The 19,060-nt window shown below is 57.9% G+C and carries 21 protein-coding genes and 3 pseudogenes; 9 read left to right on the top strand and 15 right to left on the bottom strand.

The window, feature by feature from the left end; translation table 11 throughout:
- Window positions 1-633 precede the first annotated feature (633 nt).
- Window positions 634-834: a hypothetical protein gene (locus CK227_RS24895; RefSeq protein WP_095774525.1), complete on the top strand. Its 201-nt coding sequence runs from the start codon at window positions 634-636 to the stop codon at window positions 832-834.
- A gap of 50 nt (window positions 835-884) precedes the next feature.
- Here the strand turns inward: CK227_RS24895 and CK227_RS37425 are convergent, their stop codons facing one another.
- The gene (locus tag CK227_RS37425) at window positions 885-1,028 is read right to left on the bottom strand and encodes a hypothetical protein (RefSeq protein ID WP_245318223.1); all 144 of its coding nucleotides are present in this window, start codon (window positions 1,026-1,028) and stop codon (window positions 885-887) included.
- Window positions 1,029-1,125: 97 nt separating this feature from the next.
- Here CK227_RS37425 and CK227_RS37420 point away from each other — a divergent pair, with 97 nt between their 5' ends.
- The 4 genes and pseudogenes from CK227_RS37420 to CK227_RS24875 all read left to right on the top strand — a co-directional run bounded on the left by CK227_RS37420 (window position 1,126) and on the right by CK227_RS24875 (window position 3,635).
- The gene (locus CK227_RS37420) at window positions 1,126-1,284 is read left to right on the top strand and encodes a hypothetical protein (RefSeq protein WP_245318224.1); all 159 of its coding nucleotides are present in this window, start codon (window positions 1,126-1,128) and stop codon (window positions 1,282-1,284) included.
- A 194-nt stretch (window positions 1,285-1,478) separates the two neighbouring features.
- A complete protein-coding gene (locus CK227_RS24885; RefSeq protein ID WP_095774526.1) occupies window positions 1,479-1,700 on the top strand; it encodes a hypothetical protein in 222 nt (73 codons plus the stop codon).
- Window positions 1,701-1,989: 289 nt separating this feature from the next.
- Window positions 1,990-2,540, top strand: a pseudogene (locus CK227_RS24880) (DUF1003 domain-containing protein).
- 738 nt (window positions 2,541-3,278) lie between these two features.
- Window positions 3,279-3,635 carry a lactoylglutathione lyase gene (locus tag CK227_RS24875; protein ID WP_095774680.1) on the top strand — a complete coding sequence of 119 codons (357 nt, stop codon included), beginning with the start codon at window positions 3,279-3,281 and terminating at the stop codon, window positions 3,633-3,635.
- Between the two features lie 352 nt (window positions 3,636-3,987).
- Here CK227_RS24875 and CK227_RS24870 read toward each other — a convergent pair whose 3' ends face one another.
- Together CK227_RS24870 and CK227_RS38010 are read right to left on the bottom strand one after the other, a co-directional pair.
- Window positions 3,988-4,230, bottom strand: a complete 243-nt coding sequence (locus CK227_RS24870; RefSeq protein ID WP_245318225.1) for a hypothetical protein — start codon at window positions 4,228-4,230, stop codon at window positions 3,988-3,990.
- Window positions 4,231-4,441: 211 nt separating this feature from the next.
- Window positions 4,442-4,579: pseudogene (locus CK227_RS38010) on the bottom strand (ATP-dependent DNA ligase); the annotation flags it as partial.
- A gap of 832 nt (window positions 4,580-5,411) precedes the next feature.
- On the opposite strand from CK227_RS38010, the gene CK227_RS24855 reads away from it, so the two are divergent.
- Window positions 5,412-5,720 carry a hypothetical protein gene (locus tag CK227_RS24855; RefSeq protein ID WP_095774528.1) on the top strand — a complete coding sequence of 103 codons (309 nt, stop codon included), beginning with the start codon at window positions 5,412-5,414 and terminating at the stop codon, window positions 5,718-5,720.
- A gap of 199 nt (window positions 5,721-5,919) precedes the next feature.
- Here CK227_RS24855 and CK227_RS24850 read toward each other — a convergent pair whose 3' ends face one another.
- The gene (locus CK227_RS24850) at window positions 5,920-6,141 is read right to left on the bottom strand and encodes a DUF768 domain-containing protein (protein ID WP_095774681.1); all 222 of its coding nucleotides are present in this window, start codon (window positions 6,139-6,141) and stop codon (window positions 5,920-5,922) included.
- 976 nt (window positions 6,142-7,117) lie between these two features.
- On the opposite strand from CK227_RS24850, the gene CK227_RS24840 reads away from it, so the two are divergent.
- Complete coding sequence (locus CK227_RS24840; protein ID WP_095774530.1) at window positions 7,118-7,390, top strand: hypothetical protein; 273 nt, start codon at window positions 7,118-7,120, stop codon at window positions 7,388-7,390.
- A gap of 702 nt (window positions 7,391-8,092) precedes the next feature.
- On the opposite strand, the gene CK227_RS24830 is transcribed toward CK227_RS24840, so the two are convergent.
- The gene (locus tag CK227_RS24830) at window positions 8,093-8,419 is read right to left on the bottom strand and encodes a hypothetical protein (protein ID WP_095774682.1); all 327 of its coding nucleotides are present in this window, start codon (window positions 8,417-8,419) and stop codon (window positions 8,093-8,095) included.
- A gap of 100 nt (window positions 8,420-8,519) precedes the next feature.
- Window positions 8,520-8,715 (bottom strand): annotated as a pseudogene (locus tag CK227_RS24825) (alpha/beta fold hydrolase); the annotation flags it as partial.
- A gap of 293 nt (window positions 8,716-9,008) precedes the next feature.
- Between CK227_RS24825 and CK227_RS24820 the strand changes: the two are divergent.
- Window positions 9,009-9,455, top strand: coding sequence for a hypothetical protein (locus CK227_RS24820; protein WP_245318228.1), 447 nt, complete (start codon window positions 9,009-9,011; stop codon window positions 9,453-9,455).
- A 436-nt stretch (window positions 9,456-9,891) separates the two neighbouring features.
- Here the strand turns inward: CK227_RS24820 and CK227_RS36860 are convergent, their stop codons facing one another.
- From CK227_RS36860 to CK227_RS24785, 4 genes are all read right to left on the bottom strand, one after another.
- The gene (locus tag CK227_RS36860; protein ID WP_179296511.1) at window positions 9,892-10,056 is read right to left on the bottom strand and encodes a hypothetical protein; all 165 of its coding nucleotides are present in this window, start codon (window positions 10,054-10,056) and stop codon (window positions 9,892-9,894) included.
- Window positions 10,057-10,079: 23 nt separating this feature from the next.
- Window positions 10,080-10,316 carry a polymerase gene (locus CK227_RS24805; RefSeq protein WP_095774683.1) on the bottom strand — a complete coding sequence of 79 codons (237 nt, stop codon included), beginning with the start codon at window positions 10,314-10,316 and terminating at the stop codon, window positions 10,080-10,082.
- 259 nt (window positions 10,317-10,575) lie between these two features.
- The gene (locus CK227_RS24800; protein WP_095774684.1) at window positions 10,576-10,875 is read right to left on the bottom strand and encodes a DUF1236 domain-containing protein; all 300 of its coding nucleotides are present in this window, start codon (window positions 10,873-10,875) and stop codon (window positions 10,576-10,578) included.
- Window positions 10,876-12,905: 2,030 nt separating this feature from the next.
- Complete coding sequence (locus CK227_RS24785; protein ID WP_095774534.1) at window positions 12,906-13,682, bottom strand: class I SAM-dependent methyltransferase; 777 nt, start codon at window positions 13,680-13,682, stop codon at window positions 12,906-12,908.
- 971 nt (window positions 13,683-14,653) lie between these two features.
- On the opposite strand from CK227_RS24785, the gene CK227_RS24780 reads away from it, so the two are divergent.
- Complete coding sequence (locus tag CK227_RS24780; RefSeq protein ID WP_095774535.1) at window positions 14,654-14,956, top strand: hypothetical protein; 303 nt, start codon at window positions 14,654-14,656, stop codon at window positions 14,954-14,956.
- 751 nt (window positions 14,957-15,707) lie between these two features.
- Here CK227_RS24780 and CK227_RS24770 read toward each other — a convergent pair.
- The 5 genes from CK227_RS24770 to CK227_RS24745 all read right to left on the bottom strand — a co-directional run bounded on the left by CK227_RS24770 (window position 15,708) and on the right by CK227_RS24745 (window position 18,749).
- Window positions 15,708-15,923: a hypothetical protein gene (locus CK227_RS24770; RefSeq protein WP_095774537.1), complete on the bottom strand. Its 216-nt coding sequence runs from the start codon at window positions 15,921-15,923 to the stop codon at window positions 15,708-15,710.
- 480 nt (window positions 15,924-16,403) lie between these two features.
- Entirely contained in the window at window positions 16,404-16,736 is a 333-nt protein-coding gene (locus CK227_RS24760) for a hypothetical protein (RefSeq protein ID WP_095774539.1), read from the bottom strand.
- A gap of 2 nt (window positions 16,737-16,738) precedes the next feature.
- Entirely contained in the window at window positions 16,739-17,098 is a 360-nt protein-coding gene (locus tag CK227_RS24755) for a hypothetical protein (RefSeq protein ID WP_095774540.1), read from the bottom strand.
- Window positions 17,098-18,318, bottom strand: a complete 1,221-nt coding sequence (locus tag CK227_RS24750) for a divalent metal cation transporter (protein ID WP_095774541.1) — start codon at window positions 18,316-18,318, stop codon at window positions 17,098-17,100. The genes CK227_RS24755 and CK227_RS24750 overlap by 1 nt, the downstream gene beginning before the upstream one ends.
- On the bottom strand, window positions 18,315-18,749 hold the full coding sequence (locus CK227_RS24745) for a hypothetical protein (protein WP_095774542.1): 435 nt from the start codon (window positions 18,747-18,749) through the stop codon (window positions 18,315-18,317). Before CK227_RS24745 ends, CK227_RS24750 begins: the two co-directional genes overlap by 4 nt.
- Between the last annotated feature and the right edge of the window lie 311 nt (window positions 18,750-19,060).

The following is a 19,060-nucleotide window of genomic DNA, read 5'->3' as shown; positions in this document are numbered from 1 at the left end:
AGTCCGTGCCCCCGCCGGTCAGCCCGGCCGTGGGCGCTACACCTTCGCGCCGGGCCGCCGGGGTATCAGCGCCGATTCATATGTTCGCCACGGTCAGTAGTGCGGTGCTTGCTACGCAAATCGGCACTGTCGCGAGCTAGTTTGCCTCAAGAACCTGTGTTCTTTTGTCGCGGAACATCACAACCTCACACTGTCTCCGATTAGAGGGCTCGCTCGCCACGTCTGCGGCGGAGCGAACTTATCTGCATAGGAAGGACATGACTGCGCGGATATGAACGAAATCTATCCAATGATGCGCCCAAAGGATAGGAACAGCAGGGTGGTCACGAACATTGGTGCCAGCAACCACTGCACTTGGCCAACACTCCTATCCATCTGTCTATTTCACCTCCATTTTTCGGAGAGACAACTTTGACCAATGGCAACCGCTCCGCTTATTGGTCTATTTGCCCGTCGCTTTCCTGGCGACGGGCGTTTAGAGAGCAATGGTAGCGTCGATTTATATACGGCTACCGAAATCGGTAGTGGGCTCTAAAAGCCAGAAGCGCCCCGCCGATATAAGGCCGCGCTTTGCGGGGAGAGGAACCTGCGTTGATCGATGGCGTTTAGGGCTCGTTCCCCGGCGATGAGCCCATGACGACAAAGTACCATATCGATGAAATGAAGGGTGACGAAGTTGTAGCCCTGCACATTGCCCACGGCGCGACAGCTTTGGAGGCTGTCAGCAAAGTTACGACCGGGCCGTTCGTCGTCAGAACTGTGCAGGCTCATTGGTTCCGGGTGGTGGACCAGGGACGGCGGGATGTTTTCAAGTTCGCGGTCGACAGAGAATAATTAAGCTTTGGCTAATACGTGACGATGCCGCGGCCTAGGTGACGAGCCTCTTATCCCATCGTGGACCACTGCGATAGGCCGGCTTGGTCGACAAGATAGACGGCATCGCACCCCGGCATTGCTTCGCTGAGCGTGATGCCGCCGCCGGTCGGGATCAGCGCCTGGAGGATTTCGCGGCGGTCTTCCACCGGCATGTCGCGCAAATCGTGCCCGTTGAGGTACAGGGAGGTCGAGGGCCACCAGATACAGTTCGCTGGATGGCTTGCGGGTGGTGATGGCTGACTGAAGTGCATGGAAATCGGACAGGCTGGCCTCGTTGATGGTGATCGCCTGGCCGTCGATGATGAAGTCTTTCGCATCGATCGCCTCTGCCTCGCCGGCAAGCTGGATATAGCGGCCCGTCCAGTCGTAGCCGTTCTTGGTAATCAGCAGAATCCCGTCGTCCCTTGATCAACTCGGTCTGGTACCCGTCAAATTCGATCTCGTGGATCCACTCCGCGCTTTGCGGCGGGATATCGACCAGTTCGGGCTCCATCGGCTTGATGAATTTCAGACCCATACCCAGGACTCGCAGAACACGCGAGTCAATTAGCTTTAACTAAAATAGTTCCGGAACCTTTATCCCACCAGCGTGTTCGACGAGCATGAAAAACGATCCCGAGGCCCGCGACGCGTTACGGTTGATAAGAGCGACGATAGAGGAGCATTGTCCGCCCGGCGTCCTACCGAGCCAGGAAGCGGTGAACGGCCTCTACGGGCCGGAGTTGATCCATGAGGCGGAAGCGCTGGCGGCTGCCATCGTCGCAACTATTGATAAGATGCAGTTGCGCGTGATGATGAAACCGTCTGCCCCCAGCACCAAATAGTGGGAAAGGAGTCCCGCCCAGCGCGCGTTTGCGGCAGGCCGTCCGCCGCCCACTCTTGCCACACATCCCTCGGCCGCGCAGGTCGCGGCCGGAGCGGGAAAGCAAATGCCGCAAATCACCTATTATTAGCGCCGGCTAAAGTTCGGAAGGAACGAGAAGTCGCCGGCCTAAGCACGCTGTGCGCAAATTCGCTTGGACGCCTCATCTCCCGCCTGCCGACATCGGCCAATGGACCGAATTGTCGAACAGGGAGTTAGGCGCCTTAAAGAGGAGAGACACGATGGATCCCATGGCCACCTCGCAGAGCAACGGCTCCGTCCCGCCGACCACCCCGGCGCCGGAGGGCCTCGCCCCTGCCCTGGCCCGAAATATAGAAGCACTGGTCGAACGGCGAAAACGGGACGCCACGGCTGCATCCCTGGAGCAACGCGCGGCCGCAGCAGCTTTGCCGGCAGCATGATGTTCGTCTACATCCACCTTTTGTTCTTTGGGGCGTGGCTCAACCTCGGCGTCACAACCCTTATCAAGCCGTTTGATCCATCGCTGGTCATCCTCGCAATGTTTGCCTCGGTCGAGGCAATCTTTCTCTCAACCTTCGTGCTGATCAACCAGAATCGCATGGCGGCAGAGGACGATGCCAGGTCAGACCTCGATCTGCAGATGAGCCTGCTGAATGAACATGAGACGACCAAACTCATCAAGCTGGTGGAAGAGATTGCCAAGCGCCTGAACGTAAACACCGGAGCAGACGGCGAACTGAAGGAGCTCAAGCGCGACGTGGCGCCCGAAGCTGTTCTCGATAAGATCGAAGAGGTAAGCGAGCGGACGGCGCCGATTTGACTCCGCGCAGCTATATCGACCAGTTAGGGCTCCATAGGCCTGGCACTTCCCATGCGGCGCACTTACAGATCAGGCTGATCGCGACATCGTACTGACGCGCGCCATCCTTGATGGTCCAGACAAGGCCTTCCAGATTGATCCGGTCGCCATGTAGGCAAAGACCGCAACTATGCTCGACGTCGTTAACATCTCGACCAGAAATTGCGGAAATATATCGTTCCCTACCCCGTCGCAGAACTCTCACAGTCCATTCCCCCAAGCCAAATTCCATTATCTTAGCAGTACCGACCCGGCTGCCAGCCTTCCTCCTATCATCCGCGTACCTTTGTCGTTGCCCGACCGCCTTTTACTGCCGAGCGGCTTCAGATCCCACTCCAATGGCGCGCTTGTCCGGTCCAAAGCGGTCGCGTAGCTTTTCGAGCACCGTGATTGCCGCTCGTTCTGGCAAAACGCAGGGACGCACATTTCGGCGTCTATCAGCGATTGCAAAGTCCTGCGTGGAACGTTCATCACTGAGCGGGCGTGGGGATCGAGCGTAGAGGACATCGCCAAGATATCCGGCCACTCGATTTCAGAGATCACAATCGAAGTTCACGGGCAGCGAATTCGTCTCGACGGCATCGACGCTCCTCTTGTCCTCAACCCTAGGGAACACTGCTACTCCCGATGACACGAATTTTGGAACGGAACTGCGCTCTTTCTCATTTAGAGAAGCAGATTTGAAATGGAGGCATGCACATGCAAATCCAAGCAATTTACGCGGCGCTCGCGACAACCAGCATGAATGGTGCGGAGAAGTTTTATAGCCAGCTTTTTGAGCGGAGGCCTGATGATCGTCCCATGGATGGACTGATTCAATGGCGTGATGTTGCAGGCGCGAACATTCAAATCTTCCATGACAAGGAGAATGCTGGGTCAGGGAGACTGACTATTGTCGTGCCAGAGATGGAAAGAACCCGCAAATCGCTCGAAGAAATCGGCGTGAAGCTCACAGGTGAATCGAAAGGTGACTACGGGAGGATCGCGCAAATCGCAGATCCTGATGGAAATCAGATCACCCTGGCAGAGCCGCCCTCAAGGCCCTTCCATACATAAACCTTGGCTAAGTCTGCCTGACGGCGTCGGCAGGACACCGTTGTGGACGCCCAGAGGCGCGGTCGATCCGAGTCCCGATCTTAGGGAGGCGATGGAGGGCACCGCCAGCCGCCGGGACCAACTTTTAGGCCGAATGTTCCGTGCGCGCTGATTTTCGAGGCAAGTGCGCCCGACGCCCTCGATTTAGGCGACCTCTACAGCAGCTGCGCGCCGGTCCTTGAACTGCCCTCAGGCGCCGCCGCCATCTTGCCGGCCCTGACGGTCCCCCCCGGGTTGATCAGCTGATCGGACCTGTGAGGCGGTCGCTATCCACGAAAACGTTCCGTGTACCAGGTGATCCTGCCGCCTACTTTCATCGGTTGTGGATCATCAGCTTCTTGGGAAGGTGCTCGGGATGCACCTCGAGCAGCGTGATCTTGATATCGGGCTTACAGCGGTTGCAGTCGAACTTCAGCTTCATAGGATCGACGCCCCCGCCATAGACCATCATCAGATCGGCCGAACGGCAGTAGCGGACGTTGCCACAGCTGCATTCCACTTTTACAAAGCTCACAACTGCCGCGTAATGGACAACCGGCGCGGCCCGGCTAGTCATCCTGTGTCAACCTGAAGGCTGGCCCGGCCGCCTCGACAATCCTAGCGACGGAGCGGCCATCGTGAAAGCGAGACGAGTTCAGCCTCGTCTTTGATGCCGGCCATATAATTTGCGATAATTCGCGATGCGATCGTATCGAGGGTGTCCGGTGACCCTTGCTCAAGTTTCAGCTTATCGAAAACCCTGCCGAGGAGCGCCACTTCGGCCGGCATCAGTCGCCTTTCGCCGGATTGGCATGATTTTCCTCCCGAAAGTCCTGGAGGGAAGCATGCCGCAAATTCTCCTCGCCGCGCAAGTGTTTCACGCGGCAGATGATGCCAGGCTTTACCCATTGCGTCGCAGGCCGCTTTTGGGGCAGGCCACGGCAGGTGGGGGGTAGTAGCGTCCAGCCTGCCGCCCAATTGGCTTAACCCCTGTGGTTCGTGCTAAGGGTGCCAGATGGGCAAAAAACCGGCATTCATCGCGTATCCCCCGCCTGGGAAGGGTTTCCCGTTCCTAGCCGTCATGCTCAAGCCAGACGGTACAGCTACTGCCTACCCTTTCAATACCGAAGAAGAGGCCTCACTCTTTAACAAAGAAGCGGCTACGTCGCTTGGGTACGGGCATCAAACATTAGGCGGGACACAGTCTGGAGCTTGATAAGGTCGTGCGGCTCTAGGTCCCTAGGAATGGCTAGGCAGTTCGTCGACTGTTGCTCGTCCCTAGCGAACCGTTCTAAGATCGGCATGGGGGTAGACCGGATTGGCGCCAAAGTTCATAGCTAAGGGGATCGGCGGCTGGCTAGTTCGGGCAGGAATGAATCGCGGCAACGCCCGGCTGAACAGCTACGCTCTCGATCAACTCCAGTTAGTGCCGGAAGATCGAGTCCTGGAAGTCGGATTCGGGGGCGGCGCAGCACTGCCTCGACTTCTCCGTGGCACATCATTGGTCTGCGGTGTTGAACGCTCTCAGGACGTCGTAAAAACCGCCTGTCGTCAGTTTGCCGAGGCTGTGAGCGCCGGACGAGCTGAGTTCCACGTCGGGACAGTAGAAGACCTGCCCTTGCGGGACTCGACATTTGACAAGGCCCTAAGCGTCCACACGGTATACTTCTGGCAAAGCCTTGAAGCTGGATCAGCGGAGCTTGCGCGCGTTTTGGTACAGGCGGGCGCATCGTGTTGGGCTTCCTCCCGAAGGTGCATATGGACCGGCTGAACATGCCGGCGGATATCTTCACTCCGCGCGACCCAAATGACGTGATCGCTGCTCTGCGAGATGCAGGGTTCAAGGAGACCGAGATTCGAAGACCGAACTCGGGAAACGGCAAGGGTCGTTGCGACAGCCATGCGAAGTTGCTTGAGCGGCTGTTCGCTGGCAGCCGCCGGAGTATCGGGCGCGTCCTGGCGATCGGCTGTGGCCAGCGCCATGCACTGCAGAGCCGCCGGTCGGCCGCCCGCCTTGCCTCCCGCATAGAGGTTCCGCCGACATCTAGTTTTGGGTCTGGCGCGTAGATTAGCCCGACCTTTTCCGAGCCGCATCGCTCGCAGTGTAATTTCGGGCTCAAGTCATCCGCCATAGCGGGAGCGTCCGTACCAAGCCTAGCATTTTGCTATGGTTGCAACTGGAGACGTGGCAGAACATTGTCAGCTTCATCTTTCCGTCGATGAAAGTTTGAACCGTCCACCCATTTTATCGGCATAGCAAGGCCAGTCAGTTCGCCACGCCGGCATCGTGGTGCACTACGGCATCAAGGATCGCCTCGTACACACTACCTGTGTCTTCCTCGATCTCGGTACTGCTGAGTCCGACTGCCTTGGCGTCGGCGAACAGCTGCTGGGTAAGCTCAGCCACCGAGATGATATCGGCACCAATCGTTTCGGGCACGTTCGCCGAAATCCATTTGTACAAAAAATCTGCACCGCGCTGGCTCATCCGGACACTCCGTACGTTCACATATTGGCCCGCGCCCATTTGCAGCGGACGCGGGCCGACCAACTAAGGTCATGCCAACGTTGGCCAGCGGCACGCACCGGGCCGCCGCGACTTCAATTAGCAAACGATAAAAGGGTTCCAGAAAAAGGAGACCCGCCACCCGGTTAAAACGACCGGTGGCAGCAAACTGAGCGCAGTCATTCATTTGCACGGCGGAAGCTTTAGTGAGCGCTGATATAAAGCGCGATCCGGTGCCCTGTATCGAGTCCGTGCCCCCGCCGGTCAGGCCCGGCCGTGGGCGCCACACCTTCGCGCCGGGCCGCGCCGTATCAGGGGAGCCACATGTGTAGGTGACGCGCTGCTGATCCTTCTTGGCAACAGCCATCTACGTTGTTCTCGAGGCAGTCCAGCAGCTTTGGCCTTAGTCGACTTCGATAATCTTCGGCGACGGCTTTTTGGCGGGCGGCCGGCGCCTTTTAACCGGAGCTGACTTCTCCGTCGGCTGTGCCGAAAGACGGAGCTCCCGCAACCGTGCCGTCTTTGCCTTTCGCGCCTTCGCCTCTGCTTCGACCAATAGCTTAGCCTCACGATCAGCGCGCTCAAAGCGCTCTTTGTCCATCAGTCGTCGGGTCAAGATAGCCTCCCTTGGCTAACTGACCTATGAAATTATCGCTCGCTAAAATTGTTCCTTCGTCGGTCACCTAGAACAGAACGTCGCGGCTAATCCGTAAGCGATGGGCTTCTGCGATTGGAGCCGCTACACCCACGAGGGATGGACCACTTAGTTGTAAATCCCCAAACGAAAATCGTTCCACAACTGCACACGAATTCTCTTAGAATCAAAACCGGTGTGTGAGATAATAGGTGGCCATCCGGCCAAGGCGGCCCGGATTGGCTCTCCGGTCTAGCAAGCCATACGGCAACTCGATTATGCTGGTTAACAAGGCAACTGCCGCCATAATCGGAGACTGCCCTGATGCATGAACGGAACGAAAATGCGAAGCGCGCCCGCGAAATCCTGAAGGCGTGCGGGATCGATATATGCACAGCCTTCGAGGCGCTGGCCGAGCGGCAGATCGATGCGCTGCTCGCACATCTGGATCAGCATCGGTTCAACAAGTACGGCCCTATGAGCAAACTTCGCCAACCGCCGGGCGGCGTCAATTCGCGAGTGCGATCGTTTCACGGCCTGCTTCAGCACCGCGGTGCACTCCGGCAGCCTCAGGCCTCTGCATCGCGGCAGAGTTGAAGGCCGCGGCATAGGGCTCACCATAGCCATCATATGGCGTCGGCCTGCAGGTGCCTGGTAAGGAAGGACATCGCGCTGGGCACAATGGTTAATGTTGATCTGGACAAGGTGCGTCTGGTTCAGAGCCACGTCTCGCCTAGGGGGAAAAAGGCGCTTGTCGATGAACCGGGTCGGCGCTTTATGACCAAGCTTTCAGACTTGGGGCCGCCTATACCCGGCAAGCGTGCTTCCCAGACAACAGCAGCGGTGCCGGCGACGATAGCGGCAAGCCCCATACCGGATCCCAATCCTGCAAGGCCAGACGAGACGAGAACAGGTCCACGAGGCTGATGCAGCCCCAGCCCAAGTTGGCCGTTCCTCGCCCACGAGGACGGATAACGCGAAAAGCAGAACCGGGATCAGCGAGAGGTCGCAAGCCCGACGGGCCGGAAGGCACGGTCCTGCATTCCCAAGAACAGGAGGCCCTAGGTGCCGGCATTCGTCGAAGCGCCGAAACGATGTGCGGCCGGATCGGCTTCGGCCAAGGCAGATCGCATGTCCCGGAGGACGACGACAAGGATCGAATCGGTTAGGACATAGCACAGCCCAGCCAGCATGATCGGCGGCATATCCGCATCTAGCCCGAACTTGATCGCTGCCTAAGTGAGGCTCCAGATCAACGACATGATGCTGAACAGACGAGATTGCGCATGCCGCTGCTGATCAGCGTAAGTTCTGCTCATCGATCAGGATGTGGTGGACTTCGATGCGCTCGGGCAATTCGATCAGCAGTTCGGCATCACGATCAAGATGATGTACTTTGTCAGGCTTACCTTTAGTGAAGGCGGCCATCGCCTCGATGTTCGGCCAATAGGAGATGGTAGTGAACCAAGTCTCGTCGTCCTGATCCTCGCGGAAAAGTTGCACGCCGTGCGCCACTTTTTGAAGTGGCGGAATGCCTTCTGTCCGTATGTAGGGTTCGTAGATGTCTGCGACGTCACGACGGGTGCGGCCGCGCCAGATGCGCGCAATGGTCGGCTTCGTGGCCATGACGGTCTCCCTTATCGAAGTGTTGTTCATGTCCGCAATCAATTCAGCGTGCGCGAAAGGAAATCGCGAACGAGCGGCAGGGCTTCGTCGAAATGCGTTTCGAGCCTGACCAGTCGAAGGCGATAGTGTGCCAGCGATCTGCCAGCGCCGGGATTAGCCGCCGAAACTGGAAGGACGAGCAAGGATATCCGTGCGGCAGGAGTACCACAGGAGCATCCTCTGGGCCCGCCTTCGCGGATGAAGAGATTTCGATCGCCCACCCGGGCATGGCGATGTCGCGTCACGTCATTCTGCATCTTGGTTCAACTCCCGGCGGAACCACCTAAACACGCTTGGGCAGTTCGGGTTCCGAAGATACTATTGATCAGGCCACATCAGCATCAAATGAGCGACGGTCGTGTGGACCCCGCTCGCTTCAACGCGTTGCGCCAGGACCACGAGCATGCCCAACCGCGCAACCAATGGGTGGTGTTCGACCAATTCGTCGTGGAACAATCAGGCGCTAGCGCACGGCTTGATCTTCGATGCGGCCGTGCGTCGCTCATTTGAGGTATTGATTAAAATTTCCTAATTTAGCCGTAGATGCTGTGTGGATATCCCCGCCGAACCCATTGCCAATCGAACTGGTGCGGGCACCTTGGCCGGCATGGTCGCGGAACATGTTGAAATGGTGCTATTCGAGCAGTCGCTCGGCGACGGCGACGGCATGCATCGGCCATTCGGCGATCGCGTCGCTGACGCCGCGGCGAAAACATCGGGAACTGTCTTGTTCGACGTTCGTATCTATGGTGACAATCACGTCCAACGGATGGCCGCTATCGGGTATGACGACGCTGGCACCGCAATAGTTTTGATGGAGAAGACCGGAGATCTGAGGTGCGCGTCGGTAAACGGCGAGACCGCTGTGTTGGTAGCGGAGCTGGCTGCCTGGGAATCATCTCCTCTCAGCGAGCATGCGCGTGTTGATTTCCGAGGGGCGGCAGCGATGCTATTGGCAAAGCTTCGCAGTTCCGGTCACTTCGGCCGATCCAGTTGATCATCTACACAGCGCTGCGTTCGTGGGGGGACGTTTGGTGTGGGGCCCCCGTCTAGCCGGACCAAGTGTGAGGGATGCTTTGGGCGTCGTGCAGCAGACGTTCGAGCCTGACAGTCGCAATCCTCCAATGATTGGCAGCGATAATCGCCTTCGCAATGCGCAAAATATCGTCCCAGCAGTCGTATCGCTTGTGAGCAGACCTGCGGCCGGCGCCAATGAGAAGAACCGCCCTGATCGTCGCGTGCGTGAGATAGAACTGCCCTGACGCGGAAGGCGAGGCCCGTGCGGCGTCCCGAAGCGCGACCAGAAGAAAAGCCGTTTTCAACGTGTCTGTGTTCGAATGGCCCGTCGGGCTCGTCCCGCCTCCGCTCGCACCGAAATCCGCATGCCCCGAACAAGGCCTATGCGGGATGAGCGGGCGGCATCCGCTTCACCTTCATCGCCGCGCGGTCATCTTGGCGAGATCGGCATAAACTGCGGCACGTTGTCCGTCATGCTTTTCGATCAGAGCTAACATTTCCGCTCGCGTCATTTGCCCAAGCTTCATCAGAAATTCGAACTCGTGCTTTGGTACCGAGGCCGCCAGGCGTTCGAGCTTCATCTTTCTGCTTTCACTTCTGCCAATCATTGTCGCCGACCATCTGGTCGCGGCTGGACAACCCCCACATTAAAACTGGATGGCAAATTCAAGTGCGTGTTCTTGAACGCAGCTGTCTTAATCGCATCCACGGGCAAGACGATCACCATTCGCGCCGTCCGCTCGGGCAAGAGTTGTTTTCCGGAGACGAAGAACATGATTGCCAGAAGACCTAGCAGCAAAACGGTGGCGAACAGATTAGCGATAATCTCTCCAATTTGCACAGTGCTCTCCGGTACGGGTGGCTGGTGCCACCTCATTGGCATGGCGGACATATTACCGGGGCGGGTGTCGCAGTCCGCTGGCTTGTCCGCTCAAGTTGTTGCACGGCAGCGATGAAGGGCGAAGGTTCCTAGTGGATCCGGCCGGTGGGTTCCTCCATGGCGGAAGTCCCCTGTTATCCGAGCTTCGCGTACTCTTGCTTGAAGTTAAGCCTACAAAGCTCCACCGCCATCGATGGCGGTGGAGCGAGGGCAATCCAGGTTAGTCATAGACCTTCACAATTTTTCGGGTGCTCGGATCCACAAGAACCGTCCGGTTGTCGATCACAACGTAGCGGTATTTGACGTTCGGAACCTCGTGGAGCTCGACCGTATCCGGCACAGCCGTGCCGATGTTGAGTTCCACGCCCGGAATCTTGACGGAAGCCAGCGGCTGCTTCTTCACGTATTCGCGCACTACGGTGTCCTGCTCAGGTGTGATAACAACCTCCTCGGCGGCCACTGCGCCAACGCCGGCAAGTAGGACGAGCGCCGCGGCGGCGCTGGTTAGGTGCATTCTCATAGTTTTCTCCTCTTGTAATCTGGCGACAGCAGAACCTTCTGCCCGCCCCTGTTCCGAACTTGCCGCCAGCGGCATGGTTCCCGTGCTCAGACTTCAGTCGCATAATGAATCGGACTAAAGACCCACGGCAAAAGCATATGTCTTGGCCCTTCGAGCTGCGCGGAACTGGAAAGGGGCGGTCAATGTTGGTTCCCGGAAAGCCCGGAACATCAGGTTTATAGAACTGTTAGCCAAGCGCGATGGTTGCTGCGCCAAACTTTGCGGTGGCGCTCACTTTGCTAATGCCGGACTGGTTCTTGGCTGACATAGCGGATCGGCACAGCTACGTCCCTTCCTGTGCTGATGTGACCCGCGTTGCCCCCTCGCGGGCTAGCGGGTTCTACTTTTTACCCACCACGCATTCCTCTTATGCGGCCCACTTTGGCCACCGCCCAGAAGCCGAGGGCCACGAAAACTGGGAAGCCTCGCGGGGCAAGTATTTCGCGCTTTGGCTGTCAAGGCGGTATCCACAAATCCATCCCAGAAGAAGAACAGAGCCGCACGGAACGCAACCATATAGGTCGTAAGGGGTAAAAAGGCGGGAAAAAGTCGCTGTGGTAGGCTGGCTGCGAATTAGAGTGTGGGCAATTTCGTTGTGCAATAGGTCATCTTTGGCTCCTACTCCCCGATGACTGGAGTTTGTTCGCTTCAGTCGCCTCCGCTCGCTCTAAATAGCTGGCCGCCATTGGCAGCCGCTGCCGGGACAGCCGCGGCTGGAGCCGTCGGCCCTGATGTTACTCTCCAATTTCGATTAATAAAAGTCGCGCAACGGTCCACGCATTTGCGCGCCCCTGCAGGGCTAAGGTCCGGGGGCCACCCGACTGAAGTCCCTGCCCCGCAACCGAGGCCTGCCAAGCACGTTACGACCGCACCCGTTGGCGCCGCCCGTGGGCGGACCGCTTTGTTGTCCATTCGACTTGGAGGTGACGTTGTGAGATACCTAGAAGCGAGGCAGGCCGTGACCTTTGTCGAACGGCCAACAGTCCATGACGGTGCAAATCAAGCCGCCGCAAATGACAACAATACCCCTGCTCCTGATACCTCGTCAGCGCTTGACCTCCTCCTTTCTGCGGAGGACGACAATATTGAGGACCTCGTCAGACGAACGGAGAGACTGGGCCTTTTCGCTGTCGTAGTCATGGCAATTGGACTCTTCTTCGTGCCGGCACTGTTGGTTGCGTTGAGCATGGGGAAATAGCGCGGACAAGAACCGGAAGAATTACTTCCTTCATTAGCCTCAATAGGCGGTCACGAGCGAGCCAAGGCGGCAGGGACCATGCGGGTGGCGCCGAGGCCCAGGCCTTACCTCGGCACTCGCTTCTTGACGGTCATTGAGCAGCTTGCTGACCGCACTTCGGTGGGCTCACGCAGCCGATGTCTGCGTAAAGACATCATCGGCATTCTGGACCACATTGGAAAGGCCCGCCACTAAGGAAGCAGTGACGGGCTCTTTTTGATGGCAGCTCGGTTGATGGGACATTACCGAGCGACACCCAACCGAACTGCACGTTAACGCCGCGCGATCAGCGGGCAGAGCTGGTGCAGGTCCCGGTCATAAGCGCCCGCGTTGCTCAGAACGTCGACGCAACGCTTCTTCATTCGCGCCACCTGAGTGTCGGACATCCGGGCCACCTTGCCGGTCAGACTTGGTCCGCTCAGACTCGGATTGCTGGGGTTCGGCGCGTTGACGAGGTTCGAAGGACTGGGATGAATGCGCTGCTAGCCAGAACCCTGGCGAAAGTTGTCACGAATGACTTCATGATACTCTCCTGTTTGCGTTGCCTCACCCCCAATATTGCTGTGCCATTTCGTTGGCGAACTGGCTTCCGATTTGCCAAAACCAGTCAGAAGATTTTCCACAAATAAGGGTGCATGCTCACCGCAGCGGCCGCCTTTGGGCCCCAAGCGAAGGATCTTTCTTATGCGTCTCGGACTTGCCGATTTCGATCGGCTGTAGACAACGCCTCGCCCCGAGGGAAGCCGATCTGCGACTATCGCTTTCTGGCGACCACCAAGAAATTCTGAGCAAAGCGTGCTGGCACACCGGCTCTCCTGCATATCGTTTCAACGGGCCCGACCAACATTTCGCAAAGCCTTGGTAGCAGCCACCCCGGCCGCGGCAAAAACCCATAGCCGATGACCCGTTCGACAACAAAGCCGTTGGCAACGAGCATCTGGCGAAATGCGTGGATGCTCAACGTACTGCGCACGACGCGCCCCCGAATTCGGTTCAGAAAGCGGCAGACCAGCCCCATTGGCGAGGCTGCGTTCATGTGGATGTTCGACACCAGCAACCCGCCGTCGTTCAAATGCTCATGAATGGCCGACAGTGCATCCCGCTTAAGAGTGTCTTCGGCGTTCAGGAAGAATCGAAAAGCCGTAACCACGTCGAATCTTCTGGAAAGGGGGGCCACCGTCAGATCGGCTTTCACCAGCTTGACGTTGCCCGGAACCCGCGCGCAAGCAAGCATGGATTGAGAGACGTCGACGCCAACGACCTCACCAAACAACGGTCCTGCAACAGTTGTAACGCGGCCCGTGCCGCACGCGAAGTCGAGGCAGCTGCGGCCCGGCCCGCCAAGAGGCCTGAGAATGCTTTCGACCAGCGGGCGTTCGATCCGCGACCACAAGGCAGCATAGTAGCCCGAACGGAAGGTTTTGGCGTAATCGGCGCCGTAGCCTGGGGTCTTATGGCTCGATCGGTAATTGCTATAAGCGCTCCCCTCGAATGACCGCTCGGTCATTACATCACCATCAGAATCGCCCATCACAGCAACCTCCAATCTGGGCTTGCCAATAGATTTCACTCGTCCTGATCGATCCTCATGCGTTCACACGACGCAAACCTTACAAATAGTTATAGAAGGGGCCACAATTCCGATTATGCCGAGAGGCGGGGGTCAATTCAGGCCGCCCGCATCTCGCCTCCGCTAATCCTGTTTTTCTGTCTTTGCTGGGCCGGCGTCACAAGTGCGCATAGGAGCTGGCCGCTGTACCACGCCGACCACTTTTATGCCTTTGCGACTTGCGGGCAGAAAGTCGAAAGGTGCGATTTCCGCGGGGTGATGCATGAAGCCTTCCCCTGAGGGGCCGTGAGCCCCCGCTAAGGCAAAAATGCTCGACCCCCGATGGAGCTCGCATCATTGGAACGGCGAGGCGGAAGTAGGCAGCGAGCATCCCGACGCATAGTCGCGTCAAGATGCCAGGCTCCCGACTTAGGATCAAACTAGATATAGCTACCTTGCCGCCGCAATTTCCCGCTCTTGAATCAGGGCATTGTACGGGGCAGCATCAAGGTGGCGACGAGGTGGCAATCATGGCCACCATCATCAAGCGCGTCACCGACGGCATTTGGTCAGCGGCAGCTGCTGAAGAGCCGGCGGCCTTTAGTCATACAAGTGCTAGAGACCGAAGCCCGCCACCTTTCGATAGCGGGCAATTCACACGGAGTAGTCCGAAGTGGGCCCGCCTCAATGCCGAGAAGGGGCCCGGCCAAGGATGCGGGTTCTTGGCCAGCAGCGGAACGCTGCCGTCACAGGAACAAGCCGTTGAATATCGGGTTCCGCTTATACGCGAAAAAGGGCCCGCTGTCCGTTTGTATGCCGCCTCAACCTGCCGTGGATGGCTGCGCGCGCTTAAGGAAGCCGCCGAGGTTGTTGACATCTGCTCGATGAAAGGCGTAGGTGCGCAGCTCGCCCCCCGCGTCCAGGGTGCAGTTTTTTGCCGATAGAGGTACCAAATGGACGACAAATATACTAATGCTCGTGAACACTTCTTCGCCGCGATCCGCGCGCTAGCAGCCTCCTCGGAAAGCATTCAAACGAGAGTGATCGAAGCGAACGTAAACGTTCTGAATGTCACGATCGACGAATTCGACGGCGACCCCGAACTCAAAATCAAATTTGCAAAATTGCTTGACCTTCTGGCTATCGATCAAGACGATTTGGAGACGGTCGCTGTTGAGAACGCGGCGCACATGTCGGACTTCGAGGCCGTGAAAGTCGCTGATCTGATCTGCGATTTCTACTACGAGATCACCTGACCGAGGTGGCTGGTGGCCGCGCAGCACGCGGCCAAATCGCCGACTTCCCCATAGTTGCCAGTAATCGTTCTGCGAAGCCGCTGATCCAGAACGTACTGTGTGGCGGAACCCCGGCTGCGGGCCAGTTTGGCCAGCGCTGCCGGAGCGGGATAGTACGCGGTAAGAAATCTGAACAGGTGTTCCATTCCACGTGGCTTAGCGGGACGTTGAAAATCGACTAAAAAAGCCCGCTGTTCCGTGGCAGAGCAGCGGGCAGTTTCAGGAAGCGTGCTGGGATCAACCAGCAAAGGTCAACGAGCGACGCAAGGGTTGGTTGCTGTGCCCGCGACACAGTTAACAAAGCTCATGCTTCACGGCTTGGATGACATAGATCGTGCGGCAAGACATCGCCGAGGGCTGACAAATGGTGTTCGGGATTGTCGCTGTCATTGTCGTTGTAATGGTACCGGCGGCTATCGCCGCAGCTCTAGACTAGGTCAGCGCCAAAAAGGGTATCGGGGGAAAGGTCGTTGTATTGTGGATCCCGACAAGCCCCCGGTCAGCGCGAACGTTCCAATCCGTCGGCCGAACATATGACATCGCGACCAGCGGAGCGACGGCCAGGATAACCAAGCCAAGATCTACGCCACCCCAGAACCCATGCGGTTGCCATACGATCGCCACGCCCGAACCGCCGCATCTGTGTCGCTGTGCCGCGTCCCTGCGCTGGCTCCAGGGGTTTTGTTGACCGTTGGTCGCCCAGCCGGCCCGACTATTCCGAGCCTTTGACAATAGCCGGCTCTACAGTCGGCCCAGAACGCGGGGTGCGGGTTTCTTCGGCGATAACCAGAAGCGCCTCCAATGTGACGGCGATACCGGACATCAGCGCGGAAATGTCAGTGTTTCCACCGGGCAACGCAAGTTCTTCCGCCCTGGTCTGCATGCTGGCGCTCAGTTCCTTGAGTTTCAGGCGCAGGTCGTCGTCCATGGTCACTCTCCGGTTTCAGGCCCGCAGAGGAACGCGCCCATAGACAACCAGTTCCGCGTTTTCAGCTATTCGAACCCGGGTATCTCCAACGTTGACGCTTGAGCCTGAAAAAGGTCCAACCGGTGAGCAGAAGATGCCCAGAGGCATGCTCCGTAGGCCATCGCGAAGGAGATCAGAAGAGCGGTCGCGATAGGTAGACGGTGCATGGCCGGGCTTGTCCTCTTTGTTGCTGACCCGCCCACAACCTTCTGCAACCTGATCGGTTCGCCATAAAGTGTTTACCGTAATGAGATGGTTAAAGAACTGTTTCGAACGCGGTCGCCGTGGTGCTAGCTCACCCACTCGGCACGCCACGTTCCGTGGGTATCTGCAGGGTTACCTTCGTAGCCATGTGACGCGACTCCTCTTCGCAGCCTCAGAGCCCTATAGGTATCGGGGCGACGACATCATCTCGACAGCGCCTGGCGCCAGACTGTGGCCTCAGCGTTTGACTGAAGCGCTGGATTGAATCGCTGCGAGCTCCTGCTGTGAGCAGCAAACGGTCGGCCGTGTCGGGTCGGAAATGTCGAGTTTGTCCCAAGGAATTCGATAAATGCCCTTGCGGTGCCGCATCCGAACGAGGTCGAGGATGGCCGTGCCGATTGACGAGGCTGACAGGCGCTCGAACGCCGCGAAAATACCGACATGGTATTCGGTGACGACCAATTCGTCGCCATGTTCCTCGGCGACGATCTCTTCCAGATGACCGATACAATGACCCTCCCTTGAAAGTACGCGCCGGCCAGCCAGTTGGTCGAGATTTACGGTATGCATCGTCAAGCTCCCGGAATCTTGCCGATGATGTGGTCGCGAAGCCAGACCTGCCAGTCAAAGATGGCAGTCTTGCGCACATCAATATCGAACTCGATATGGAGGCCGATGTCGCGAGCCTTGCTCCATGCTACCCGATGAGGCTTGGCGTGCCGTTTGCCGCCCAGCTTGGCGGCCAGAATGGCCATCCAGCGTCCGGGAAGCAGTCCCAAGCGGCGCGCCAGCGCAATCGAGCCGATTTCGACGGCAATGACCCTTGGGGGCTTGCCTTGTCTCAGCTGGGCTACCATCCCGTCCACCTTGCCGATCTTGACCTGATTTCCATCGACAATCTGCTTGTCCAAAACATCTCGTATAAGATGCATCAACTGCCTCCCAATATCTGAAGCGGGATGGTGACAACCGCGAGGATGAAGCCAAGCGCAACAACAAACAGCACTGCCGCGTTGGAGATAACGCCGTTGCGATGCTGGCCCATGTAAGACTTGTCATTGAGCAAGAAGAGAAATGGCACGACCGTCAGCGGCAAACTGGCGGCCGTCAGGGCCATTGAAAAGATGGTGAGCTTGAGCGGATCAAGGCCGAGTGCGATCGGAATAGCGGCCGCTAAGATCGTCACGGTATAGACCATGGTGAAGCCTGGATCCTCACGAGGCTTCCGGTCCTCACCCCAATTCCACCCAAACCCCTGCGCGACGAGGTATGCCTGCTGAAGGGCGATTTCGGCGGTGGCGCCGAAGCAGGCGATGCCGAGCGAGGCCACGAACAGCACAAAGCCCCAGAAACCGAACACCGGAGTCAGCATCAACGGCAATTGATGGTAATCATCCACCTGGGTGATGCCGTTCGCTCCAAGCACCAACGCAGCGACGATAAGCACGCCCACGGAAATGGTCCCGCCGAAACTCATGCCGAGCCCGGCTATGGCGCGATTGGTGCCGAGATAGGTCTTGTCCCACTTATCCTCGATCGCTCCCGCGGAATAAAACATAAAGAGATATGGTGAGATCGAAGCACCAAGAATGCTTACCGCCATGAACCAGTAAGTGGCCGTGTCGTGATGCGGCAAGGAGGGCACCGAACTGACGGCGACCCGCGTCCAGTCAGGCTTGAGGATAACCGCCGCTGCCACGAAGCAGAGCGTCACAAGGCCCAAAAGCGAAACGCCTTTCTCAATCAGGCCGAAAGTGCCTTTCCACAGCAAGAGCCACGCAACGAAGGCTACCGGCAGGGCCCACAATTGGAATCCTATCCCGGTGGCGAGTTCGGCAGCAATGCAGACCCCGCCGATCTCAGCAGACAGCACCAGGAAATTGACCAGAAACGTGCTGACCAAAGGCCAAAGGAACGCATTGAAGCCGAAGCGCTCGCGAATGCCGTCCGCTATCGTGTGTTTGCTGACGGCTGCGAAACGGCCGGCCATCTCCACAAGGAAAATGATGCAGATAGTGCCGAGGAGAATGGCCCAGATCAGCTGAAATTGGAACAATGCACCGGCCTGGGCTGCTGTTGCCAACGATCCGACCTCAAGGAAGCCGCCAACGCTGGTGACGACGCCGAGTGAGATTTCCAGCATTTTTTTCATGGATTTGTCGCTTGATCTGCCGGATTTGCCACCACCAACTTAGCAACGGCATTCCGAAAATCCTGACGGGCTTGCTCCACTTGCCCTTGGTTGCCGCTCTTGATGGCGTCTTCGGCCCGCCCGGCAGCGGCCGTAAGCTGCCGGGCCAATTGCTTGGAGGAGTCCGAAACGTCCGTCCTTTGCAGTTGGCGATCGAGATCAGCTAGCGTCTGCGCCAAAGACCGCAACGTGGCTTCCGCATAGTGGGAAGGCACGGCGCCGGCGATCCAATTGTCGATCACCATGATTGCTGAATTCGCGGCGGACTTCGAGGTCTGCGCCTGCTGTCCTGCAGCGTTGGATGAAGAGCAGGCAGCCAGACAGGCGAGCATCACTGCGCCCGGCAGAAGGCACAGTGTGATGTTGACGAACGATGCTGCGATGCGTGCCATTGGACGCGTAAAGCATTGCGCTTGAAAAGGTTCCGCAAAGCGATTTGGCTCTTACTCGCGTGACGGCTACGAGGGTTGCCGGCAAATGCTGCTGCTTAAATTTGCTGTTCTACCGTGATACGTTTGACCTGCGGATCGCATTCCTTAGTCACGCAATGGGATCGTTCCTCCTCGAGATTTCCGGCTTCGTTGACCCATAGGTTTGAAAAGGTCCGACCCAAAACTCTGCACATACCCGATTGGCTTTTCCACCGCTACCACGCGCCCGCGCGCAGCTTCGTCACCGATGAAAGAGCAGCACCATTTAGCCG

This window comes from Mesorhizobium sp. WSM4308 (assembly GCF_002294905.1).
GTDB lineage: Bacteria > Pseudomonadota > Alphaproteobacteria > Rhizobiales > Rhizobiaceae > Mesorhizobium.
Note: the sequence above shows the minus strand (reverse complement) of the source record. Positions and strands in the feature narration are given on the sequence as shown.

What these genes read in the sequence shown, in the direction of transcription:
- CK227_RS24895 (WP_095774525.1), top strand. Translation starts at nt 634, where the DNA reads ATGACGACAAAGTACCATATCGATGAAATGAAGGGTGACGAAGTTGTA.
- CK227_RS37425 (WP_245318223.1), bottom strand. Translation starts at nt 1,028, where the DNA reads ATGCCGGTGGAAGACCGCCGCGAAATCCTCCAGGCGCTGATCCCGACC.
- CK227_RS37420 (WP_245318224.1), top strand. Translation starts at nt 1,126, where the DNA reads ATGGAAATCGGACAGGCTGGCCTCGTTGATGGTGATCGCCTGGCCGTC.
- CK227_RS24885 (WP_095774526.1), top strand. Translation starts at nt 1,479, where the DNA reads ATGAAAAACGATCCCGAGGCCCGCGACGCGTTACGGTTGATAAGAGCG.
- CK227_RS24875 (WP_095774680.1), top strand. Translation starts at nt 3,279, where the DNA reads ATGCAAATCCAAGCAATTTACGCGGCGCTCGCGACAACCAGCATGAAT.
- CK227_RS24870 (WP_245318225.1), bottom strand. Translation starts at nt 4,230, where the DNA reads ATGACTAGCCGGGCCGCGCCGGTTGTCCATTACGCGGCAGTTGTGAGC.
- CK227_RS24855 (WP_095774528.1), top strand. Translation starts at nt 5,412, where the DNA reads ATGGACCGGCTGAACATGCCGGCGGATATCTTCACTCCGCGCGACCCA.
- CK227_RS24850 (WP_095774681.1), bottom strand. Translation starts at nt 6,141, where the DNA reads ATGAGCCAGCGCGGTGCAGATTTTTTGTACAAATGGATTTCGGCGAAC.
- CK227_RS24840 (WP_095774530.1), top strand. Translation starts at nt 7,118, where the DNA reads ATGCATGAACGGAACGAAAATGCGAAGCGCGCCCGCGAAATCCTGAAG.
- CK227_RS24830 (WP_095774682.1), bottom strand. Translation starts at nt 8,419, where the DNA reads ATGGCCACGAAGCCGACCATTGCGCGCATCTGGCGCGGCCGCACCCGT.
- CK227_RS36860 (WP_179296511.1), bottom strand. Translation starts at nt 10,056, where the DNA reads ATGAAGCTCGAACGCCTGGCGGCCTCGGTACCAAAGCACGAGTTCGAA.
- CK227_RS24800 (WP_095774684.1), bottom strand. Translation starts at nt 10,875, where the DNA reads ATGAGAATGCACCTAACCAGCGCCGCCGCGGCGCTCGTCCTACTTGCC.
- CK227_RS24785 (WP_095774534.1), bottom strand. Translation starts at nt 13,682, where the DNA reads ATGGGCGATTCTGATGGTGATGTAATGACCGAGCGGTCATTCGAGGGG.
- CK227_RS24780 (WP_095774535.1), top strand. Translation starts at nt 14,654, where the DNA reads ATGGACGACAAATATACTAATGCTCGTGAACACTTCTTCGCCGCGATC.
- CK227_RS24770 (WP_095774537.1), bottom strand. Translation starts at nt 15,923, where the DNA reads ATGGACGACGACCTGCGCCTGAAACTCAAGGAACTGAGCGCCAGCATG.
- CK227_RS24760 (WP_095774539.1), bottom strand. Translation starts at nt 16,736, where the DNA reads ATGCATACCGTAAATCTCGACCAACTGGCTGGCCGGCGCGTACTTTCA.
- CK227_RS24755 (WP_095774540.1), bottom strand. Translation starts at nt 17,098, where the DNA reads ATGCATCTTATACGAGATGTTTTGGACAAGCAGATTGTCGATGGAAAT.
- CK227_RS24750 (WP_095774541.1), bottom strand. Translation starts at nt 18,318, where the DNA reads ATGAAAAAAATGCTGGAAATCTCACTCGGCGTCGTCACCAGCGTTGGC.
- CK227_RS24745 (WP_095774542.1), bottom strand. Translation starts at nt 18,749, where the DNA reads ATGGCACGCATCGCAGCATCGTTCGTCAACATCACACTGTGCCTTCTG.